At 65.5% G+C, this 21,864-nt stretch carries 19 protein-coding genes and 1 pseudogene; 6 read left to right on the top strand and 14 right to left on the bottom strand.

Going from position 1 to position 21,864, the window contains the following annotated elements:
• The 7 genes from BST40_RS22465 to BST40_RS22435 form a co-directional block, all read right to left on the bottom strand.
• A partial coding sequence (locus BST40_RS22465; protein ID WP_142276786.1) for a PE family protein occupies positions 1-556 on the bottom strand: 556 nt, incomplete at its 3' end.
• Positions 544-726: a hypothetical protein gene (locus BST40_RS31205; RefSeq protein WP_208618924.1), complete on the bottom strand. Its 183-nt coding sequence runs from the start codon at positions 724-726 to the stop codon at positions 544-546. The genes BST40_RS31205 and BST40_RS22465, both read right to left, overlap by 13 nt.
• Before the next feature lie 568 nt (positions 727-1,294).
• Positions 1,295-2,755, bottom strand: coding sequence for a flavin-containing monooxygenase (locus tag BST40_RS22455; protein ID WP_075545734.1), 1,461 nt, complete (start codon positions 2,753-2,755; stop codon positions 1,295-1,297).
• Positions 2,752-3,858 (bottom strand): zinc-dependent alcohol dehydrogenase, encoded by a 1,107-nt coding sequence (locus BST40_RS22450; RefSeq protein ID WP_083155647.1) that lies wholly within the window; start codon positions 3,856-3,858, stop codon positions 2,752-2,754. Before BST40_RS22450 ends, BST40_RS22455 begins: the two co-directional genes overlap by 4 nt.
• A gap of 27 nt (positions 3,859-3,885) precedes the next feature.
• A complete protein-coding gene (locus BST40_RS22445; protein WP_075545735.1) occupies positions 3,886-5,418 on the bottom strand; it encodes a carboxylesterase/lipase family protein in 1,533 nt (510 codons plus the stop codon).
• 212 nt (positions 5,419-5,630) lie between these two features.
• Positions 5,631-7,214: a gamma-glutamyltransferase gene (gene ggt / locus BST40_RS22440; RefSeq protein ID WP_075545736.1), complete on the bottom strand. Its 1,584-nt coding sequence runs from the start codon at positions 7,212-7,214 to the stop codon at positions 5,631-5,633.
• Positions 7,211-8,269 carry a cupin domain-containing protein gene (locus tag BST40_RS22435; protein WP_420891057.1) on the bottom strand — a complete coding sequence of 353 codons (1,059 nt, stop codon included), beginning with the start codon at positions 8,267-8,269 and terminating at the stop codon, positions 7,211-7,213. The genes ggt and BST40_RS22435 overlap by 4 nt, the downstream gene beginning before the upstream one ends.
• Positions 8,270-9,025: 756 nt before the next feature.
• On the opposite strand from BST40_RS22435, the gene BST40_RS22430 reads away from it, so the two are divergent.
• Both BST40_RS22430 and BST40_RS22425 read left to right on the top strand, forming a co-directional pair.
• Positions 9,026-9,271 carry a hypothetical protein gene (locus tag BST40_RS22430; protein ID WP_083155638.1) on the top strand — a complete coding sequence of 82 codons (246 nt, stop codon included), beginning with the start codon at positions 9,026-9,028 and terminating at the stop codon, positions 9,269-9,271.
• Positions 9,272-9,698: 427 nt separating this feature from the next.
• Positions 9,699-10,856, top strand: coding sequence for an AI-2E family transporter (locus BST40_RS22425; protein WP_075545738.1), 1,158 nt, complete (start codon positions 9,699-9,701; stop codon positions 10,854-10,856).
• Here the strand turns inward: BST40_RS22425 and BST40_RS22420 are convergent.
• Both BST40_RS22420 and BST40_RS22415 read right to left on the bottom strand, forming a co-directional pair.
• Positions 10,834-11,634 carry a dienelactone hydrolase family protein gene (locus tag BST40_RS22420; protein ID WP_075545739.1) on the bottom strand — a complete coding sequence of 267 codons (801 nt, stop codon included), beginning with the start codon at positions 11,632-11,634 and terminating at the stop codon, positions 10,834-10,836. The genes BST40_RS22425 and BST40_RS22420 overlap by 23 nt on opposite strands.
• A 12-nt stretch (positions 11,635-11,646) precedes the next feature.
• Positions 11,647-12,294 (bottom strand): DUF4245 domain-containing protein, encoded by a 648-nt coding sequence (locus BST40_RS22415; protein ID WP_240316489.1) that lies wholly within the window; start codon positions 12,292-12,294, stop codon positions 11,647-11,649.
• 55 nt (positions 12,295-12,349) lie between these two features.
• Between BST40_RS22415 and glpX the strand changes: the two genes are divergently transcribed.
• The 4 genes from glpX (at position 12,350) to BST40_RS22395 (ending at position 16,671) form a co-directional block, all read left to right on the top strand.
• Positions 12,350-13,438, top strand: a complete 1,089-nt coding sequence (gene glpX, locus BST40_RS22410; RefSeq protein ID WP_083155635.1) for a class II fructose-bisphosphatase — start codon at positions 12,350-12,352, stop codon at positions 13,436-13,438.
• Positions 13,439-13,466: 28 nt separating this feature from the next.
• Complete coding sequence (locus BST40_RS22405; protein ID WP_075545742.1) at positions 13,467-14,888, top strand: class II fumarate hydratase; 1,422 nt, start codon at positions 13,467-13,469, stop codon at positions 14,886-14,888.
• A gap of 69 nt (positions 14,889-14,957) precedes the next feature.
• Positions 14,958-15,923 (top strand): hypothetical protein, encoded by a 966-nt coding sequence (locus tag BST40_RS22400; protein ID WP_083155633.1) that lies wholly within the window; start codon positions 14,958-14,960, stop codon positions 15,921-15,923.
• 31 nt (positions 15,924-15,954) lie between these two features.
• Complete coding sequence (locus tag BST40_RS22395; RefSeq protein ID WP_131808259.1) at positions 15,955-16,671, top strand: hypothetical protein; 717 nt, start codon at positions 15,955-15,957, stop codon at positions 16,669-16,671.
• Positions 16,672-16,688: 17 nt separating this feature from the next.
• Here BST40_RS22395 and BST40_RS22390 read toward each other — a convergent pair whose 3' ends face one another.
• The 5 genes and pseudogenes from BST40_RS22390 to BST40_RS22370 all read right to left on the bottom strand — a co-directional run.
• Positions 16,689-18,140 (bottom strand): adenylate/guanylate cyclase domain-containing protein, encoded by a 1,452-nt coding sequence (locus BST40_RS22390; protein ID WP_208618925.1) that lies wholly within the window; start codon positions 18,138-18,140, stop codon positions 16,689-16,691.
• A gap of 49 nt (positions 18,141-18,189) precedes the next feature.
• Positions 18,190-19,065 carry a polysaccharide deacetylase family protein gene (locus BST40_RS22385; protein WP_075545745.1) on the bottom strand — a complete coding sequence of 292 codons (876 nt, stop codon included), beginning with the start codon at positions 19,063-19,065 and terminating at the stop codon, positions 18,190-18,192.
• Between the two features lie 137 nt (positions 19,066-19,202).
• Entirely contained in the window at positions 19,203-20,504 is a 1,302-nt protein-coding gene (gene phoH2 / locus BST40_RS22380; protein WP_075545795.1) for an RNA 5'-3' helicase PhoH2, read from the bottom strand.
• Between the two features lie 212 nt (positions 20,505-20,716).
• Entirely contained in the window at positions 20,717-21,544 is an 828-nt protein-coding gene (locus tag BST40_RS22375; RefSeq protein ID WP_083155630.1) for an acyl-ACP desaturase, read from the bottom strand.
• Positions 21,545-21,642: 98 nt separating this feature from the next.
• Positions 21,643-21,864 (bottom strand): annotated as a pseudogene (locus tag BST40_RS22370) (serine hydroxymethyltransferase); the annotation flags it as partial.

Below are 21,864 nucleotides of genomic sequence, written 5' to 3'. Positions count from 1 at the left end.
CACGGAGTCCGCCGGGGCCGCCGTCGCCGCCGTTGGCGCCGGTGCCGCCGGCTCCGCCGTTGCCGCCATGGCCGAACAGCCCTGCTGCGCCGCCGTTGCCGCCGTTTTGACCCGCTGCGCCGGATCCGCCGTTACCGCCGTTGCCCCACAGCCATCCGCCGGCGCCGCCGTTTTGCCCGGTCCCATTGAGTCCATTGGCGCCGTTGCCGATGATCGGGCGCCCGACGAGCCATTCGCTATCGGCATTGGCTGTCTTGAGGGCATTCTGGGCGGCGTTTTCTATCTCGGTGATCCAATACCGCATCGAGCCGCCGTTGAGCAGGTCGACAAACTGCTGGTGCAGCCACTCGTAGTCGTTGCTGAAGGCGCGCCACCGTTGGCCATGGCCGGCAAGCAGGGTGGTGATCGCCGCCGATACCTCGTCGGCGCCGGCGGGCAGTAACCCTGTGGTGGGGACGGCGGCGGCGGCGCTGGCCTCGCTAAATGCCGAACCGATAGCAGCCAAATCCGTTGCGGCGCATTCCAATGCTTGCGGCTCTATGGTCACAAATGACACGGCTCATCCTCCTGGGGTCTACGAATGTCGTTGTTGGGCAACGTGTGCGCGCCGTTGCGGCCGTTATCCGATCCCTGCTCGCGGATCTCAGCGCCGATACCGCCGCGGGTGGTTACCTCCGCGGGCGTGGCGAAACGCGATCCCACGGTCCGCGGCGCAATGGGCATCATAGGGATAGCCTCGCCGGATCCGGTTGGTTGGGCCATCACACAGCGCAGGACGGCATCGCCCATCAGGACCCGGTTCCACCTGCGCCGCTTCGCAGTTGGGTGGACAATTCCGGCTGAAATGATGCAAACCTCACCACTGTAGACATATGGCATGGCCATTGCGGACATCCTTCTACCACCTCAGCGTTGACGCGCTAAATCATCCGATGTAAGCGAACGTGACATTTTCAGAAATACGGCATTGCCCAAAGGAAACCATCAGCTATTTGGCGTATATTTCTCTGGATAGGCCTCGATATTGCACGGTGGCCCACAGTGTGTTCTTGGTTGCCGGGTTGCGGCTGGGCGGTCAGCGGGCCGAAGTTCCCCCGCAGCCCACTGCTTGTCGCTGTGGGCTTGCCCAGGCGAGGCGCCGATACGGATCACGATCACCGGCTCCTGGTCCCCGTACCTGGATCAGTGCTCGCAGACCCCCGGCGGCTCGTCAATCAGCGTCTCACCTGCGCTTTCGACGGGGCACTGCGCCCGCTGGGACTCCACTGAGTACGGCAACTTGATCAGCACCGCCCTACCGCAATTCGTAGTCGTCGAGGGCCGGACGCGACATGACATCGCGGAAGCGGGTGAACGTCCACGGCCATGCCACCGGAACGCCGCGGTCATCGAGATACCAGCTGCGGCAGCCGGTCACCCACACCGTCTTTTTCGCCGCTTCGATGCGGTCGGCTTCGAAGCGTGCCGTGGCCTCGCGACCGGCACTGATCTGGCGACACCGACCGTCGGCCAGTAGCTCGAAAAGCTGGATCAGATAAGCTATCTGAGCCTCGGCGACGTCGATCAGCGAGAAGTTGCCCACCGGCCCGTTGGGCCCGTTGAGCATGAACAGGTTGGGGAAATCGGGCAACGACACCGACAAGTAGGCGAATGGCCGTTGTGCCCACACATCGTCGAGACGCACACCGCCGCGGCCGACCACATCCATCGGGCGCAAGAAACGATCCACCCGAAAACCGGTGGCTAGCACCAGCATGTCGAGGCGATGCAGCGTTCCGTCGAAGGTGCGTACCCCGTCGGCCTCGACGCGGTCGATGCCCTCGGTGACCAGATGGGCGTTGGGCCGCTGGATCGCCTTGTAGAAGTTGCCGGAGATGATCAGCCGCTTGCACCCTGCCCGGTAGTCGGGCCGCAGCTTGTCCCGCAGTCCGGGGTCGGCGACGCTGTCCTCGAGGTTGGCGTGGGCCACCCGTTGCAGCGCCTGCAGTGCCTGCGAGTCGGCGTCGACGACCGCGTTGGCGAAGCTTTGGACGAAGTCCCGGTTCAGCTGGGCGCGCAGCCGGGTCAGCGCCGCCGGGTCGGACCGGTAGCGTGCGCGGTCGGCATCGTCGACGGGCGGGTTGTCGACTGGCAGGATCCACTGCGGGGTGCGCTGGAACAGATGCAGCTCGCGCACGACTTCGGTGATGGCGCCGGTGATCTGCACCGCCGACGAGCCGGTGCCGACCACCCCGACTCGCATGCCTGCCAGCGGCACGCTGTGGTCCCAGCGGGCGCTATGGAAGATGCTGCCACCGAATTCGTTGAGCCCGTTGATATCTGGGTAGCGCGGGTGATGCAACACGCCGGTGGCGGCGATGACGACGTCGGCCTCGTCGCGTTCGCCGGTGGATGTCTCGATGCGCCAACAACTTCCGTCGTATTCGAGGCGGCGCACCGCGTGGCCGTAGCGGACCAGTTCCTCGACGCCGTAGCGGCGTGCGACGCCCTCGAAATACGCCAGAATCTCCGGCCCGGGCGCGAACGCGTGACTCCACTCCGGGTTCGGGGCGAAGCTGTAGGTGTACAGGTGTGCCGGCACGTCGCAGGCGACGCCAGGGTAGGTGTTCTCCCGCCAGGTTCCGCCCAGCCGCCCGGCCTTCTCATACACGCTGACATCGGTGAAGCCGGCCTCGCGCAACTTGATGGCGGCCAACACCCCGGCCATGCCGGCGCCGATGATGACGAAGCGCAGGTCAGCCCGGTGCGGACTCATGGCGTGAGTACTCCGTGCACGGGCGGGACGCCATCACGCTCGCCGGCCATGGTGGCGAGCAGCTCCTCGGCGCCGTCGAGGCGCACGCAGCGTCGCGGCAGGTGTTCGAACGGGTAGCGACCAGATGCCAGCATCACCAGCGCCGCCCGGTAGGCGGTGGCGTCCACCCCGAGAGCGCCGAGGATACGCAGCTCCTTGAACACCACCAGGTCCGGCGAGAATCCGGGCGCGCCGGCTCCCATGCCCCTGGTGCCGGCGACCACGACCGTCCCGGCCGGCCGCGCGAGCGCGATCGCCTGCGCAAACGCCGTCGGCGCCTTGGCGGTGACGTCGACGACGACGTCGGCCAGCCCGCCGGTCGCCCCAGCCAGCGCCGCGACCGGGTCGTCCGTCGCGACGTCGACGGCGAGGTCAACACCGAACTCGCCGGCCAGCGCCAGCCGGTCGGCGTCACGGGGACCCACCCCGGTCAGTATGACGAATCCCGCGCCGGCTTCCTTGGCCGCCGCGGCAGCGCACAGTCCGCGGACACCCGGTCCGAGCACCGCGACGACGTTACCGGCGCCGGTGCCTGGAAGCGTTGCACCCCAGCGTATTCCGGCTCCCAGTGGATTGAATAGGGTGGCCACCGCGGGATCCAGGCCGGCCGGGACCGGCAACACCATCGAGTCGGGCGCCAGGTATTGGTATTCGGCGTAACCGCCCCACAGGCCGGGTGCGCGGTCGACGGGGATGAAGCCGTACATGTCGGCCAGACCGTGGCGTTCGCAGCGCCGGTACTCACCGGCGAGGCAGTTTGCGCACTGCCGGCACGACTGGAACACCTCGACCGCCACCCGGTCGCCGGCGGCCACGCCCCAGCGCCGGGCTGCCTGCGGCCCGATGGCCTCGATGATCCCGACGGTTTCGTGACCTGGAACGAAGGCGAAGCCGCCGCTCAGCGCCCCGGTGTACTGCTCGTGGTCGGTGCCGCACAATCCGCAGGCTTCCACCCGCACCAGCGCGTCGTCAGCGCCGATCTCCGGCACCGCAAGCTCCCGGACAACCAGGCGGCGCGGCGCCTCCAGGACCAAGGCTCGCGATGTCTGGGCGTTGGAGCTCACCGCACCCACCTCTCGATCCACCCGCGGCTAGCGGAAGCCCACGACCTCGCCGCCCCAGGCAGCTCGGAGGTGGCCGTCGAGATCGCGCGCAACGCTGTCGGTTCTGTTGATGACCAGGCAGGCCCGGTCGGCGTCGTCGTACGCCGGCCAGTCCGGCTCGCCCGCCGGCTTACCGTGCCTGGCGAAGTTGACCCACCGGGTCCGCACTCTGCCGGAGACCGCCTTGGCGGTCCTGACCCCGCCGAGCCGCAGCGTCGGGTCGTGGGGTCCGCCGAGATTGCCCCAGACATAAGGCAATTCGGTGGCGTGCGCGGCATTGACCAGTAGCAGCTTGAGCAACGGCGTCGAATAGTCGAAGCGGTAAAGATATACCGGCGCCACCCTGCGGTGTCCGTCGGCCAGCCACACCGAGGGCATCCGGAAGCCGACGTCGGTGGCGATGCTCAGCGGCCGCGCCTTGCGCCGGATGCGCGAATAGGCCTGCCCGATCTGCTCCTCGGTGGGCAATTGCAGGTCGGGCTGTTCGGCGGCGATCTGGGTGAACATCGACGTGATCGCGCGCGGAGTGATCGGCATCAGCGGCGAACGCATCAACCGGAACAGCGCCGCCTCGTGCTTGTTGGTGCCGATGATCAAAGGGACGGGATGGGAGCGGCCCTCCTGCGCCACTTTCACCGGGTAGTCGTCCAACACGTCGCCGTCAACGATCGGCACGAACGCCAGGGTGCCGGGGTTGCGGACGGGCACTTCGTCGAACACTTCTTTCGACGCGGTGATGATCGCGGTGATCGGGACATCGACCAGCCGGTCCACCTCGGAGGTGCCGATTCCGAGCTTGCCGAGAACGCACATCGCCGCCCGCTGCGCCCGGTCGCGGTCGTATACCGAGGTGGCCGGGGAGCTTTGGGCGATCGCGCGGTCGAACAGCCCCGCCGCTGCCGGGACGGCCAGCAGCGTCGTGACGATCCCGGCTCCCGCGGATTCGCCGAACAGCGTGACGTTGCCGGGATCGCCGCCGAAGCCCGCGATGTTGTCACGTACCCAGCGCAGGGCGGCCAACACGTCCCGCAGCCCGACGTTGGAGTCGAATCGTCGCGACGCGCGCAACGTTGACAGGTCGAGAAAGCCCAGCGCGCCGAGCCGGTAGTTGATCGTCACCACGACCACGTCGCCACTGGCGGCCAGCCGCCGGCCGTCGTAGAGGGGCTGACTACCCGACCCGAGCAGGTAGGCGCCGCCGTGCAGCCACACCATCACGGGCTTGCCTGCGCCCGGCCCGGCGCCCGCTGGGGCCCAGATGTTCAGCCGCAGACAGTCCTCGCTCTGAGGCGCGCCCAAATCGAGTGGCATGTTGGGAATGACCGGTTGCGGGCAGGCCGGCCCGAAGCTGACGGTGTCGGCCACCTCGGTCCATCGCTTCGGCGGCTCCGGCGCCCGAAAGCGCAGGTCGCGCAGCGGCGGCGCGGCATACCGCACGCCCTTCCAGGTAGTCGTGGTGCCGTCGTCGGTGCCCCGGACCGGGCCGTAGCTGGTTTCGACCACACGGTCGTCGATCGCCATACCCTGAAACTCCCATTCCCATGCCTGACGTCAGGTTAGCGACTGGTCGCCCATCGACTCCGATAGCCCGGCTCGCACAGTCGCGCGCGCAGTTGTGTCCAGACACCGTGTGCAGCCCTCGACCAGCCCAACGGGTGTAACCACACCCACACAACCGAGCCAACAGTCAGTGCGAAAGTTGGCCCGACCCAGCAACCGGCGCACACGTCACGCTAGAACCCGACCGCCTGGCCATCGCGTCGGGGATCGCTGGCGGCCAGGTAGCCGTCGTCCAGGCACCAGATCGCTTGGCAGCTACCGAATTGGTTGTAGTCGTCGACCGTGACGAACTCATGCCCACGCCGAGCCAGCTCATCAATGGTTGCCGCGGGAAAGCCATCTTCCACGGTGACCTGCATACCTTGCACCACCCGGAAACGCGGACCGTCGCAAGCAGCTTGGGGATTCTGATCGAAGTCAACGATTCGAACAACGACTTGGGTTTGGCCCTGTGGCTGCATGGTGCCACCCATGACCCCGAAGCTCATGACGGGTCGGCCGTCCTTGGTCACGAACCCGGGCACGATGGTGTGGTAGGGCCGCTTCCCGGGTCCCACCTGGTTTGGGTGCCCTTTCGCCGCAACGAAATTCGCGCCCCGATTATGCAGAGAGATGCCGGTGCCGGGGATCACCACGCCAGAACCGAAGCCCATGTTGTTCGATTGGATCATCGACACCATCATCCCATTGCTGTCCGCAGCCGTGAGGTAAACCGTGCCACCGGTTGGCATGCCGGCTTCAAACGACTGCGCCCGCTGCATGTCAATCTGTGCCGCCCTACCGGCCAAGTAATCCTCATTGAGGAGTTGTGCTGGGGTGAGCCGCATGTAGTCGGGGTCGCCGACGTAGGCCAGCGCATCGGCGAAGGCCAGTTTGATCGCCTCGATCTGGACATGCACGCTGTCTGCTGAATCGACACCCAACGCAGCCATGTCGAAGTGCTGCAGAATACCCAAAGCGATCAGCGCGACGATGCCCTGACCGTTCGGCGGAATCTCATGGACCCGGTAGCCCCGGTAATCATGGCTGATCGGTGTCACCCAGTCCGCCCGATGGGCGGAAAGGTCTTCCACTGTCATCACTCCACCGTGCGACTTTGCGTGTCTCGCAATGATTTCCGCTAGCCCACCCTGGTAGAACGCAACCCCGTTGCTGGTCGCGATCTCTTCCAAAGTGCGCGCGTGGTCGGGCAACCGGAAGACCTCGCCGGCCCGGGGCGCCCGCCCGTTCGGCAGGAACGCCTCACCGAAGCCAGGCTGACCAGCCAGTAACGCCACCTGAGCCGCCCACTGTCTGGCGATCGTCGGGGAGACGAGAAACCCGTTGCGCCCGTAGTGGATTGCGGGCTCGAAAAGAGCGGCGAACGGCAGCTTCCCAAATCGCTTGTGTAATTCAGCCCACGCCGACACCGCCCCGGGTACGGTTACCGAATTCCAGCCCAAGCTCGGTACCTCTTGCCCGCCAAAATACTCCGGCGTCCACCCGGCAGGTGAGCGACCTGAGGCGTTCAGGCCATGTAACTGCCCACCGTCCCACACGATCGCGAAAGCATCTGAACCGATGCCGTTAGAAACTGGTTCCACCAGGGTCAGCGTGATCGCGGTGGCCAGGACAGCATCAACGGCGTTACCACCCTGGGCCAACATTCGCAACCCGGCCTGCGCCGCGAGTGGCTGCGAGGCACACACGACGTTGCGTGCCAGCACCGGCGTGCGGGGCCACGCGTACGGAAGTTCCCAGGACGGAGACACCGTCACTCCCCAACCCCTCGTTCGTCGACCGGATTACTTCGCGTGACAATCAACGGATCGGTGTTGGTGAACGGGAATTGCGGCAGGTCGTCGATATGGGTGTTGAACGTGGCCGCAAGGACCTCCCGCGAATACGCGCTGATCGACGCGCGGTACCCGATATCCCCCGGGGTGGGCTGGTCGAAAAAGATCGTGAAGTGGATGTCGGGCGCATCGACGACCTCGATGTGGTGTGGGTAGGCGCGTGGAACGAAGTACACGTCGCCCTGGTTGAGGTAATAGGTGTCGAGCGATCCATCGGGATCCATGATCGTCATTCGCGCCGAACCTGCTTTCACGTAACCCATCTCGGCGGTAATGGGGTGCCAGTGCGGTTCGCGCATTCCGTCCTCGCGCACCCGCAGCGAATACATGGACAGGTCCTTCAACGCCGGCCAGAATTGCACGCGCGCCAGCCGTGCCGACCCGACAGCAAGCCCGACCGGCGGGCTCTGCGCCTCGACAGAGAACTTGTGCGGATCGTTGAACCAGGCGTTAGAAGGAACATTCGGCTCACCGATCCGTGCGGCCAACGGGCGATCAATGGTCTCGCGGCGCAGTGCGGCGAAGTCCGACGCCGGCAGGTCGTAGGTATTGCCCAGCACCGCATCGGTCATCGCTCCGAACGCCGCGCCCAGACCGAAATCCTCCGGCCGCTCACTGCGAAACGCGATGATGAACTCCGCAACATCCTCGCCGATATTTTCGATATGGTGCAGCGATCCCGAATCGATGTGGAACATGTCTCCGGCACTGACGGTAAAACTCGCGAACTGGCTGTAGGTGTCAAGGACGGAAACCAGCGACGTTCCCGAGACGCAATAGGTCAACTCGTTGGTATTGGCATGCCAATGCGGCGTGCGCATCACGCCCGGATTGATGACCACCCGTTTGATGGACATTCCGCGCAGTATCGGAAAGTTGTCGGCCGTCAGGCGTCGGATCGAGCCCAGGTCTGACTCCTCGACGACCTCACCGTCAACCAGGGATGCCGCATGCCGGCAACGATCTGAAGTTGTCACGTGAGTTCCTCCCATTTCGCTTGGATCGCTTTGGCCTGATGCCGGCCTCTTGATCGAGACATCGCAGCTGCGGGGTGCGCTGGCCAGCACCACGACCCCGTAGCGACCCCGTAGCGCAGCAAAAGCAATGAATGAACAATGCTTTGCCGTTGTTCTGCCGGGACGCCTCGACGTGGCCGGCTGACACAACTATGACGGGTGAAGCTGAAAGATATATGTGGTTTATATTCGCCTTCCTGTTAGTTTGCTGATCGACAGCCTATGCGTTCAGCTTGAGCCCGTCATTGCTGGGTTAAATTTATGAGCTGATGTGTGCCGCCGGCTCGTGTGTCCCATGCAGCGGAATCGCATGGCGTAATTGCCATCTCAAGCCGCTACTCTCGCAGTATAACCGATAACAGATGCATGCCCAAATGCCTACTAACTCACGGTTTTGCTTCCCGAAATGAGCCGGGTTATCAATGCGTCTCTAACACTTTTGATAGTTGAGATATATCAATTCATTGAAAAACGCGATCAGCAGATCGGCGTTACCCCTCTATACTGCGGCAGTAGACATGCTCGCTGCGTCAAAGCAATTCCATGAGATGCGGCCGGATCGGGCGGTCCAATCGTCGCTGCGGCTTCAACGGACACCGAAGAATGGCCACCTAACTGCGGTAATTGTCTCGGCCAGCCGACGATGTCATCGGTAGGACCACGGCCTCCAAGTCAAACGGCCTGCCCGAAATGTCGACGTCAGTTAGGTAACACCAGGTGAAGATTAACTTTTTAGTCAAGCAGCTACAGCCCGGCGCCATCATTGCGCTCGCGACCCGCGCGAGCACGTGGGCGATAACCAGGATCGCATCCGAAGCAGTCAGCCAGCACGGTTGGGCAACGGTGAATGCATTGGTAGTTCAGCAGTTGATCGGAACCCTGCACGGACCAAGCTCATGTATCTTTCCAGGCAGTATTGTCGACTTCTCCCACACGGATATGGGGATGGATGACGATCGATGAGAACCTGGGCTACAGGACGGGTCGAGGCTATACACCGGCATCAATATTTGCCAACTCCATTTAACTGCTCGATGTTGTGGCGCGCAATATCCGTTATAAACCCGGTTTCAAGATAGTTCTTGTGCGCTGTTTGATATTTTCTGACAAGTCTGGCGCGACCCCTCCACGACAACCGCGAGAACGTCCAAGCACGCCGGTCCTGTCCGGCTGAGGCCGTACCTGCCGACGTTCATCCTTCGCCCGTTGTCCTGGGCGCACTCCCGATTCCAGCGAAGACACGCCAGATGTCGTGAAATGGGCTCGTCTTGACATTGTGGGCAGACTTCGGCTCACCAGCAGCCTGCGAGAAATTCGACCCCAGCCGCCAGGGGATCTCCGGTTAAGGTTGCGCACAAGCACCGATGCGGAGGGCAGCCCCGGTCCGAAGATGAACACCGAATTCACGCTCACCCAGAAGCGCGCGCTGGCGGTCCTCACGCTGGTCGCCCTGCTGTTCGGCGCCTACTTCTTGCGTGACTATTTCGTGCTCATCGTGGTTGCGGCGGTGGGCGCCTATCTGTTCACCCCACTGTTCACCTGGTTCAACAAGCGGCTGAGCACCGGCTTGTCGGCAACGTGCACGGTGTTGACGGCATTGGCCATTGTTTTCATTCCGGTGGCGCTGTTGGTGGTGCTGGCCGTCGTCCAGGTCGCCCGGATGGTCGACAACGTTGCCGAGTGGTTCAAGACCACCGATCCCAGCGAACTCGGCGACAAGGTGTTGCACCTGGTCAACGACCTGCTGGCCCGGGTGCCGTTTCTGCATGTGACCGTGACTCCCGAGATGTTGCGCAACACGATGATCTCGGCGGCTCGCACCGTTGGCACCTGGTTGCTGCATGTCTTGCAGGGCGCGGCCGGAAGCCTCGCCGGCGCGGTCACGTCGGCCATCATCTTTCTGTATGTTTTCGTGGCGCTACTGCTGAACCGGGACAGATTAAGGACGCTGATCGGCCAGCTCAACCCGCTGGGCGAGGAAGTCACCGATTTGTACCTGCGCAAGATGGGCTCGATGGTGCGCGGCACCGTCAACGGCCAGTTCGTCATCGCCCTGTGCCAAGGAGTGGCCGGCGCCGCGTCCATCTACCTCGCCGGATTTCACCACGGGTTCTTCATCTTCGCGATCGTGTTGACCGCGCTGTCGATCATTCCGCTGGGTGGCGGGATCGTGACGATCCCGTTTGGCATCGGGATGATCTTCTACGGCAACATCGCCGGCGGCGTGTTCGTGGTGCTGTGGCACCTGCTGGTAGTCACCAACATCGACAACTTGTTGCGACCGATCCTGGTTCCGCGCGACGCCCGGCTGAACTCCGCGCTCATGTTGCTCTCGGTGTTCGCCGGCATCGGCATGTTCGGACCGTGGGGCATCATCATCGGTCCGGTGCTGATGATCCTCATCGTCACCACCATCGACGTCTACCTGGCGGTCTACAAGGGAGTCGAACTCAAACAGCACCACGACCCACCCACCCGTCGCAAGTGGCTTTCGCGCCGCACCGGGAACACCCCGGCCGGCGCGGCTACCGACTCAGCCGCTCAGTGAGGAACTCGACCACCCGCTTGCGGGCTTCGTAAGCCGCCTGACCGTCGACCTCGCGGACCTCGTCGGTGAGCACCGAATGCGCCATCCGGCTGAAGCCGTCCGCATTGCCCGGGCTGGAGTCGATCTCGATCACCTCGAACGCGTCGCCGAGTCGCTGCTTGAGCGTGGCGAACCGTTCCCGCGGCGCCATTTTGTCCTCGCTGAAACGCAACCCCATGGCGCACAAGCCGTCGTTGGCGCAGCGGTCGGCGACGACTCGAAGTTCGGATTCACTCAGCCCGGGGTCGCGACGCTGCGCGGGCGTCAGCGGCAATGGCACCGAGGGCTGGCTGAGCACCGGGGCGAGCACGCTGTCGTCGACGGCGGCGGCCAGCGCGAAGCCGCCGGTGAAACACTGGCCGATCACGCCGACACCCTTACCAGGGGTCGACGCGTTGAGGTCGCGCGCCAGCGCGCGAAGAAACTGCGACACCGGGCGCTGCTTGTTGGTGGCCATCGCCGCGAATTCCCGGGCCACACACGCCCGGCTGATCGTGGCCGCCACGTAGCCGGCCGACACCGCCTTGCCCGGCTCACCGAACAGCGACGGTATGGCCACGGTGAACCCGTTGTCCACCAAGTGATTACCCAGGCCCAGCACCCCGGGATGAATGCCCGGGATCTCCGGGATCAGCACCACGCCGGGGCCGGAGCCCCTGCGATAGACCTGGTGTGTGTAGCCGCCGCCGGTGAATGGCGACGCCGACCACCCGGACAGGTCTGCCTCGGGTCCGCTCAAGCTACGTCCCTCCTATCGGCTCGCCGGCAGGGGCGGCTGGGATTGCGTCGCCGTCGCCAGCGTACGGAACTCCTCGGCGCTGCCGGCTCCGGTGATCGCGACCTGGGTGGGACCGGCGGGGCTGGCCAGCCTGGTGGTCCACACCGGCTCGAGGGCGCCGTTCTTGTCGGCACCTTGATACACGACCCAGCTCGTTCCGCCCACGTCGACCGTCCCGGTGGGGTACATGCCCGGATGGATGGAACCGACCAGCTTGTCCTCGTCCGCATTGCTCTGGGTCAGGCTGAGGTACCTCCCCGTCGGGCTGATGTATCCCACGGTCGAGGTGGCTGCATGGAGCCGCTGACCGGCCGACGTATCGGTCCGGCCGTTCTCGATGCCGCCACGACCACCGGAGTTGGATTGCCATCCCGTCGGCAATACCGGCAGCCTGACCGGGAACCCCAGTGTCGCAGCGTCTGCCCCTAGTGCCGTCGCCGCGTCGTAGGACGGGATCCGTCCCCGGGTCGTTCCGCCCGGTTGCAACGAACACATCCCGACCATGCCGGCCAGCAGAATGCAGCCGATCACCAGCGGCATCAGCGACCAGAACATGTCGCGACCGTCGTGCAGCAACCGTGGTTTGGCCGGCTTCGGGGCCGGCTGCGGCTCAACAGTCACCTGGCCAGTATCCCAGCTCGTGTCGCGCGATTCGCTTCTGGGACAATCAGCAACCATGACTGCACAGGGATCCGGTTCGTCGCCGGCGACGGTTGCGAAAACCGACCCTTCGCCCACCCGGCCGCCGCGCGGCGAAGCTCCGGACCGCAACCTGGCCCTCGAGTTGGTGCGGGTCACCGAGGCCGGCGCCATGGCCGCCGGGCGCTGGGTGGGCCGCGGGGACAAGGAGGGCGGCGACGGCGCGGCGGTCGACGCGATCCGCGAGCTGGTGAACTCGGTCTCGATGCGCGGGGTCGTAGTGATCGGCGAGGGCGAAAAAGACGATGCGCCGATGCTCTACAACGGCGAAGAAGTCGGCAACGGCGACGGCCCGGAATGCGACTTCGCCGTCGACCCGATCGACGGCACCACGCTGATGAGCAAAGGCATGCCCAACGCCATTTCAGTACTGGCGGTGGCCGACCGAGGTGCGATGTTCGACCCGTCGGCGGTGTTCTACATGAACAAGATCGCCGTCGGCCCCGACGCCGCACACGTGCTGGACATCACCGCCCCGATTTCGGAAAACATCCGGGCCGTGGCCAAGGTCAAGGAGTTGTCGGTGCGCGACATGACGGTGTGCATCCTGGACCGTCCACGGCACGCGCAGCTGATCCACGACGTGCGCGCCACCGGGGCGCGGATCCGGCTGATCACCGACGGCGATGTCGCCGGCGCGATTTCAGCGTGCCGGCCCGAGTCGGGTACCGACATGCTGGCCGGCATCGGCGGCACCCCGGAGGGCATCATCGCCGCCGCCGCGATCCGGTGCATGGGCGGGGCGATCCAGGCCCAGCTGGCGCCCAAGGACGAGGCCGAGCGGCGCAAGGCGCTCGACGCCGGCTACGACCTCGACCAGGTGCTGACCACCAGAGACCTGGTCGCCGGCGAGAACGTCTTCTTCTGCGCCACCGGGGTCACCGACGGCGACCTACTCAAGGGTGTGCGCTACTACCCCGGCGGCTGCACCACCCAGTCGATCGTGATGCGGTCGAAGTCGGGCACGGTGCGGATGATCGAGGCCTACCACCGGCTTTCGAAGCTCAACGAATACTCGGCCATCGACTTCACCGGCGACACCAATGCCGCCTACCCTCTGCCGTAACCGTTCCCCACAATCAAGGATCTGATCAATGGCCGACAGTGCCTCTGAGAACGACACCGACTACCGCATCGAACACGACACCATGGGCGAGGTCCGGGTGCCGGCGAAAGCGTTGTGGCGCGCACAAACCCAGCGTGCGGTGGAGAACTTCCCGATCTCGGGGCGGGGCCTGGAGCGCGCCCAGATCCGTGCCCTGGGGCTGTTGAAAGGCGCGTGCGCGCACGTCAACAAGGACCTGGGGTTGCTGGCGCCGGAAAAGGCCGACGCCATCATCGCCGCCGCAGCCGAGATCGCCGACGGTCGACACGACGACCAGTTCCCCATCGACGTCTTCCAAACGGGTTCGGGCACCAGCTCCAACATGAACACCAACGAGGTGATCGCGAGCATCGCCGCCGCCAACGGGGTCACGGTGCACCCCAACGACGACGTCAACATGTCGCAGTCGTCCAACGACACCTTCCCGACCGCAACCCATATCGCGGCGACCGAGGCCGCGGTCTCTCATCTCATCCCGGCCCTGCAGGTGTTGCACGATGCGCTGGCGGCCAAGGCTCTGGAGTGGCAGACGGTGGTGAAGTCGGGCCGGACCCACCTGATGGATGCCGTCCCGATCACCCTCGGCCAGGAGTTCAGCGGATATGCCCGTCAGATCGAGGCCGGCATCGAAAGAGTGCGCGCCACCCTGCCTCGGCTGGGCGAACTGGCCATCGGCGGCACCGCCGTCGGCACCGGCCTCAACGCGCCCGAGGGCTTCGGTGTCAAGGTGGTCTCGGTACTGGTGGACCAGACCGGCCTGTCCGAATTGCGTACGGCGGCAAACTCTTTCGAAGCCCAAGCCGCGCGGGACGGATTGGTCGAGGCATCCGGCGCGCTGCGCACCATCGCGGTGTCACTGACCAAGATCGCCAACGACATTCGCTGGATGGGATCCGGCCCGTTGACCGGGCTGGCCGAAATCCGGCTGCCGGATCTGCAGCCGGGCAGCTCCATCATGCCGGGCAAGGTGAATCCGGTTATCCCGGAGGCGGTTACCCAGGTTGCCGCGCAGGTGATCGGCAATGACGCCGCGGTGGCCTGGGGCGGCGCCAACGGCGCCTTCGAACTCAACGTCTACATCCCGATGATGGCCCGCAACATCCTCGAGTCGTTCAAGCTGCTGACCAACGTCTCAAAGTTGTTCGCGCAGCGCTGCATCACCGGGCTGACCGCCAACGTCGAGCACCTGCGTGAGCTGGCTGAGTCGTCACCGTCGATCGTGACACCGCTGAACTCGGCGATCGGTTACGAGGAGGCGGCCGCCGTCGCCAAGCAGGCACTCAAGGAGCGAAAGACGATCCGCCAGACCGTCATCGATCGCGGCCTGGTGGGCGCCAAACTCTCGATCGAGGAGCTTGACCGCCGCCTGGACGTGTTGGCGATGGCCAAGGTCGAAGCGGCCGACGACTAGACCGGCCGATGCCGGCGTCACGCGGCTGCCTCCGCTGAGGTAGCCCACAGAAGCGAGGATGGTTAGCAGATGACGGCTCCCCCGGGCGGCCCTTACGGTCAAGATCCGAATCAGTATGGGCAGCAACCTTATTGGGGTGGCCAGCCGCCGGGCGGCGGCTCGTATCCGTACCCGCCGGGTGGCCCGTACGCCAACCCTCAAGGGACCGATCCCTACGGCGCGGCGCCCTATCAGCCCCAGCAGTATCCGCAACCCGGCCAGCAGTATCCGCCCGGCTGGGCCCCGGGCCAGTATCCGCCCGGACCACCGCCGAAGCCGCCCGGCTCGAAGATGCCGTGGCTGATCCTCGCCGGCGTCGCGCTGGTGGGGGTGATCGCGCTGGTAATCGTTCTGGTGGTGGTGCTCAACCATCGCGACAGCTCGACCACGGCCAGTTCCCCGGGACCGTCGGCGACGACGAGCGCCCCGACCTCTCCGCCCAACGGTTCTCAGCAGACCGCGACCGACTGCACGCCCAACGTGTCCGGTGGCGACAAACCCGACGACGGCACGATCAGCGCCGGCAAACTGTCGTTCCCTTCCAGCGTGGCACCCGGCTGGGCGCCGTTCTCCGACGACCAGAGCCCTAACCTGATCGAGGCCGTTGGTGTCGGCCAAGAGGTGCCCGGCGCCAGCCAGTGGATGATGCAGGCCGAAGTCGCCATCACCAACTTCGTCTCCAGCATGGACGTCGGCAAACAAGCATCGAAGCTGATGCAATGTGTGGCCAGCGGCCCGGGCTATTCGCAGTCCCAGCCCACCCTGGGGCCGACGAAGACGTCGTCGATCACGGTCGACGGAGTCAAGGCGGCCCGGGTGGACGCCGACATCACGATTGCCGACACCTCACGCCACGTGAAGGGTGACACCGTCACCATTGTCGCGGTCGACACCAAACCGGTCACTATCTTCATGGGCGCCACACCCATCGGCGACGCCGGCTCGGCGGCAACGATCAGCAAGGTCATCGCCGCGCTGAAGGTGTCGAAATCGTGACGAATCGCGCCCGCGCGTCCATACTTCCGATATGGCTCGACCGATAAGCAAGTGCTGCCTCGCCTTGGCGGCGGTCTTGACGGTATTAACCTCGGCCTGGGCGGTCATCTCGGTCCCCGCGGCCGCGGTGCCGGCGACACCCAGCGGCGAGATTTGGCAATGGGCACTGGGAAAAAACATGCTGACCGACCCGACGTTGCGGGACTACCTCAACTCGGCGCCCGGCGGACCCGGACGGGTTTGTTACGGCGACCCAAAGCTTTGTCAACAGTCAACCCCGGACCCGCAGGATATCCGCGCGCTGACCGATGTCGTCCGGGTGCCCAACGAGGGGTTCGGGCTGGTTCCTGACGAACACGCCACCGTGGTGGGCGTCGTGTTGTACAACGACATCCGCGAACAGAAATACCTCTACCGGGGCAAACTCCCCGAAGGATGGACCTGGGACAGTACCGCCACCGACGTCGGAGCCGTCTTCGGCGCGCCCAACATGGTGGCCGGCTTCGAGCAGCAGCCCTACATTCCGATCGCGTTCAAATATCAGACAGCCGATCATCTCTACGATCTGCGGGTTGATTTCGCCGCCACCACAGCCGATGAGCTGCCCGGCGCACACATGCGCACCATCGCGGTCAGCCAGGCGCCGGGCGCCCCCGCCAGCCAGACCGCGGCATCGACGAGTTCGCCCGCACCGGCGTCGACGTCGTCGGCGGCTCGTCCGCCGACCGCCCCCCCAACGCCTAGCTGAGTGGTCGCAGTCGCCCACTAAGCATCGCCGACTGGTGCCGAAATGTGCGTGGCTTCAGAGCGGCCACGCAGCACCGTGGAATAGCACTCGGCCCAGCGTCTACGCTCGTCCTCGGCCGCGCGCTCGACGGCCGCCGCCGAGCTCAGGATGCGCCGGTCCGATGTTTTGGCGAGATCGGCCAGCCGCGCGGCTTCATTGACGGCGTCGCCGATAACGGTGTACTCGTGCCGTTTTTGGGCGCCGATATTGCCGGCAAACACCCGTCCTGCCGACACGCCGATCCCGAAGTCGACCACGGGCAGCTCACGTAATCGGCTCGCCAGCGCACGTGCCGTCGCCAGCGCCGCCGACGCCGGTTTGCTCGTGCGCAGCGGCGCTCCGAAGATCGCCAGCGCCGCATCACCCTCGAATTTGTTGACCAGGCCCTGATATTCGTCCACAGCGTCCACGACTATCCGGAAGAAGTCGTTGAGCACGTGAGCCACCTCTTGCGGCGGACGATTTTCGGCCAGCTGCGTCGAACCCACCAGGTCGATGTAGAGGACTGCGGCCTCCACCACGTCGCCCGACAGTGACGAGCCCTCTTCGATGGCCCGGCGGGCCACGTCGGTGCCGACGTAGCGGCCGAACAGGTCACGCAGCCGCTCCCGTTCCTCGAGCCCGGCGACCATCCGGTTGAATCCGGTTTGCAGTCGCCCTATTTGGGAACGTTCGTAGGCGCCGACGTAGGTGGCGATGTTGCCGTGTTCGACCTGCGCCATCGCGTCAACGATCTCGTCGAGCGGATCGGAAATGGATCGCGACGTCAGGATCATCGTCGGCAGCCCAAGCAGCAGCGCTGCCAGCGACACCACCAAGATGGGCACGTCCAGCGATGCCGTCTCCTGAATCAGCCAGCCATAGGACCGCAGCACGACAAAGGCGGCGATCACCCCGATGGGGATCGCGCTGCACAATAACCACAACAGGACCAGTCGCGCCAACACGCCGGGGACCGTCAGGCGCGGCTGACATCCTCGGGTGGCCACTCCCATGATCGGCCGCAGGGTGCGTTGTGCGAGCAGCAATCCGGTGCCCGCGGCGGCGGGTCCACCTAGCAGCACACCGAACAGAATGGGCAGCAATATCTTGGCGCCATCAGCATGATTGATCAGCATCAGCACCGAGCCAGACGCTGACCAAGCACCTATCAGGATGGCCGACTGGCGGCCGCCAAGTTTGATCGCGGCCTCTCGCTGCCGCGGGGTGGGCTCGTCGCCCGGGACGAACCACCGCAGCGTGGGAGCCAGGAGGAGGGCGCCACCCACCGCGACGCCGACCGTCCCCAACACGACCAACACCGATACCAACGCCATGTTCTTCTCGGCGAAGTCGACGTAGGTGTGGCCTCTCAGCGGAATCAAGACGGCCGAGGCGTCGAGGACTGCGAGGACGTAGGCGATGGCGAGGCCGAGCGCATAGTGAGCCAACAACCTGCGGGCGCTGGGTGGATGCGCTTCGGCTGCGGAGGCGCGAGCGCTACGCACCGTTGTTCGGCCCACCCGAGTTTTGGCCGGGAATGTCGGTGATCGGGAAGTTGGGCATCGGCTTGGGCGAGGGGGTGTTGGGCAACGACGGGATGTCGGCGGCCGGGATGTCGTGCAGTTCGTTGACGGGTGGCCCGTTCTCCCTGCTGCCGTAGCTGCTCCCGGGCGCGCGCGGCCCGAGCAGCTCACTGACCGTCACCAGCCGGTAGCCGTTGGCCTTGAGCACCGGGATGAACTGGTACACCAGGTCGACGGTGCTGGAGTAAGTGTCGTGGAACAGCACCACCGAGCCCGGCTTGATCTGGCTCATCAGCAAGAGCCGGGTAGCCGCCGTGTTGGAGTCGTTGGCCCAGTCGAAAGGAATGACGTCCCAAAGGATTTCGGCTTGGCCGAAGGTTGCGGCGGTTCGCCGCACCGCGTCGTTGGACAGACCGCCCGCCGGACGGTACAGCGTGGGTGTGCGGCCGGTGGCCGCGGTGATGGCGTCGTTGGCCCTGGCGAACTGGCCGGCGATGTCCTCGGGAGGGATCGTCGTCATGTTCGGGTGTTCCCAGGTGTGGCTGCCAATCTCCATGCCGGCGTCGGCGATGCGTTTGGCGCCCGCCGGGTTGGCCGCCACCTTGTTGCCGATCAGGAAGAACGTCGCTTTGGCGTCGTTGTCTTTCAGGATCTGCAGCAGCCGGTCGGTGTACGGTCCCGGCCCGTCATCGAAGGTCAGCGCCACACACTTGGCCACCGAACAATTGAGGTTGTCCGCGCGGGTGACGTGACCGGTCAGCCCGCCGATCACCAGCACCGCGACGGCCGCCCCGACACCTATGACCGTGCGCCAGTAACGCCAGGCCTGGTTGTCGGGTCGTTTGGGCACCTAGGAAGTTTACCGGGCGTCGAGTGTGCGCTCGGGGCGTCGAGCGGGTGCTCAAGGCGAAATCCGCCGAATTTCGCCGCCCTGGACACACAACCGCAGCCCAGGACGCACGCTCGATGATCCCGGCGTAACACCCGTCAGCGTGGCCCGGTGATTTCTTCCAGCATCTCGGTGACCAGTGCGGCGATCGGGGACCGCTCACTGCGCAGCAGCGTGATGTGGGCGAACAGCGGATGACCCTTGAGCTTCTCGATCACCGCGACGATCCCGTCGTGGCGGCCGACCCGCAGATTGTCGCGCTGCGCGATGTCATGGGTCAACACCACCCGCGACCCGGTGCCCAGCCGGGACAGCACCGTCAGCAGCACGTTGCGTTCCAGCGATTGGGCCTCGTCGACGATGACGAACGAGTCGTGCAATGAGCGGCCCCGAATGTGGGTCAGCGGCAGCACCTCGAGCATCCCCCGGGACAGGACCTCGTCCAGCACCGCGGGGCTGGCCAGCCCTTCGAGCGTGTCGAAGACGGCCTGGGCCCAGGGGCCCATCTTGTCGCTCTCGCTGCCAGGCAGGTAGCCCAGCTCCTGGCCGCCGACGGCATACAGCGGGCGGAAGACGACCACCTTGCGGTGGGTCCGGCGCTCCAGCACGGCCTCCAGGCCCGCACACAACGCCAGCGCCGACTTTCCGGTGCCGGCCTTACCACCCAACGAGACGATGCCCACCGACTCGTCGAGCAGCAGGTCGAGCGCTACCCGTTGCTCGGCGGACCGGCCGCGCAGCCCGAACACTTCGCGGTCACCGCGAACCAGCTGGACGCGTTTGGCCGGGTTCACCCGGCCCAGCGCATGCGAACTACCGCCCAGCAGCCGAATCCCGGTGTGGCAGGGCAGGTCCCGGGCTTCGGCCAGGTCGATTTCGCCATCGGCGAACAGAGCGGCGATCTCCTCGGCAGCGGTTTCGATCTCGCGCATCCCCGACCATCCGGAGGCGACTACGTCCTGTGCGTGGTACTCGTCGGCTGGCAGGCCCACCGCGGCGGCCTTGACCCGCAGGGGGATGTCCTTGCTGACCAACGTGACGCGCCTGCCCTCGGCGGCGAGGTTGGCAGCACAGCTCAAGATCCGGGAGTCGTTGCTGTCGGTCCGGAAGCCGGCGGGCAGCACCGCCGGGTCGCTGTGGTTGAGTTCGACGTGCAGCGTACCGCCTTGGGCACCAACGGGAATGGGCTGATCCAGCCGTCCGTGCTCCAGCCGGAGGTCATCGAACAAGCGCAGCGCCTGGCGGGCGAACCAGCCCAGCTCGTGGTGATGGCGTTTGGCTTCCAATTCGCTGATCACCACTAGCGGAACCACCACCTCGTGTTCGGCGAACCGACTGCACGCCCAGGGATCGGACAGCAGCACAGAGGTGTCGAGCACATACGTCCGGATATCGGTCACGAAACGCTCCTCGAGCGAATGACGCTCGCGCGAACCCACACGAGCGTGTCGGCGCGGGCCGCGGCACCAGGACCGAGGCCGGTCCTGCCGTTGTAGTGACGGAAGGTGCCGCCCTGGCAGCAGAGCATGTCGCTGACCATCGACTGCGACGCTACTCCGGTGACGACGCTCCCGCAGGACAGGCGCGCCGACGTGCTCCGTGGAGGTCGGGGCTAACCGGTGACGAACTGCGTGAGAGCGGGCTCATCGGCCACACCCCAGGCGGTGATGCGATCGGAAATCACCTGCCGCCGCTGCTGCGGGCCGAAGATCCCGGCCTCGGCCACCTTCTGCACCTTGTCCTGGTAGGCGTCAATGTCGCCACCGACGACCTCGAGGTCGGCGGCGCGGGCCGCGATCGCGGCGATCGTCTCGTCCCGGGTGACGTTGAGGCAATGGGTGACCAGGTTGGCGAAGAACAGCTCGTGGCGCGCCTCGTCCCGGGCGATCCGGTCGATCAACCCGGCCAGGATCGGCTCCTCGATCTGTGCGGCCAGATTTTGGCAGAACACGGCAAGGGAGCGCTCGTAGAACGCCATGTAGACCAGGGTCTCCACTTGCGTGTACGCGTCGGCGCGGTAGCCCTTCATGACGTGCTGGACCCGGACCTCTTCGTTGGCGACCGGGTCCACCTCGCGGGTCACCACGAGGTATTCGCGCAGCGCGATGGCGTGCAGATGCTCTTCCGCGGTCCACCTGCCAAGCCAGCGGCCCCACCACTCCTCGAGGATGAAGTGCTCGACCAGCTCGCGGTGATGGCCGGCCAGGTTGTCCTTGAGGATCAGCAGTATCTCGCAGGCGTCGGTGATGACCCGCGGCAACGTCGCCTGGGACGGATCCCAATCCCGTCCGCCGAGGAAGGCGAAGTTCTCACCCCGGTCGAACGGAACGTAGTCGTGGGCGAACCAGATGTCCTCGGTGTCAAGATGTCGAGCCATGTTCTCTTCCACCACAGGCTCGAGTTCTAGGGTCAGCGCATTAGCGACAGGTTTCTGTGCCATACGGTAACTGTAACCCGACGACACAGGTTTCGTGAAATTGGGGCTGCGCGTGTCGTGGCTTACCCGCGTGATCGCGCTGACAACGGTTTCGCCGCAGGTTAGCGACCTGCCAGGCTCCAGTCCTCGAGGCCCTCGTAGAGCGGAAACTCCCTGGCCAGACGGGTCACCCGGGCGCGCAGCGCCGGGACATCGGCAGCGCTGCCGTCGGCCAGGGCGGTAGCGATCACGTCGGCGACTTCGCTGAATTCGGCGTCGGCGAACCCGCGGGTCGCGAGCGCGGGCGTTCCGATCCGCAGGCCCGAGGTCACCATGGGCGGGCG

Origin of the sequence: Mycobacterium persicum (assembly GCF_002086675.1) — a bacterium.
GTDB classification, from domain to species: domain Bacteria; phylum Actinomycetota; class Actinomycetes; order Mycobacteriales; family Mycobacteriaceae; genus Mycobacterium; species Mycobacterium persicum.
The sequence above is the reverse complement of the archived record's forward strand: the minus strand, read 5'-3'. Positions and strand labels throughout refer to the sequence as shown.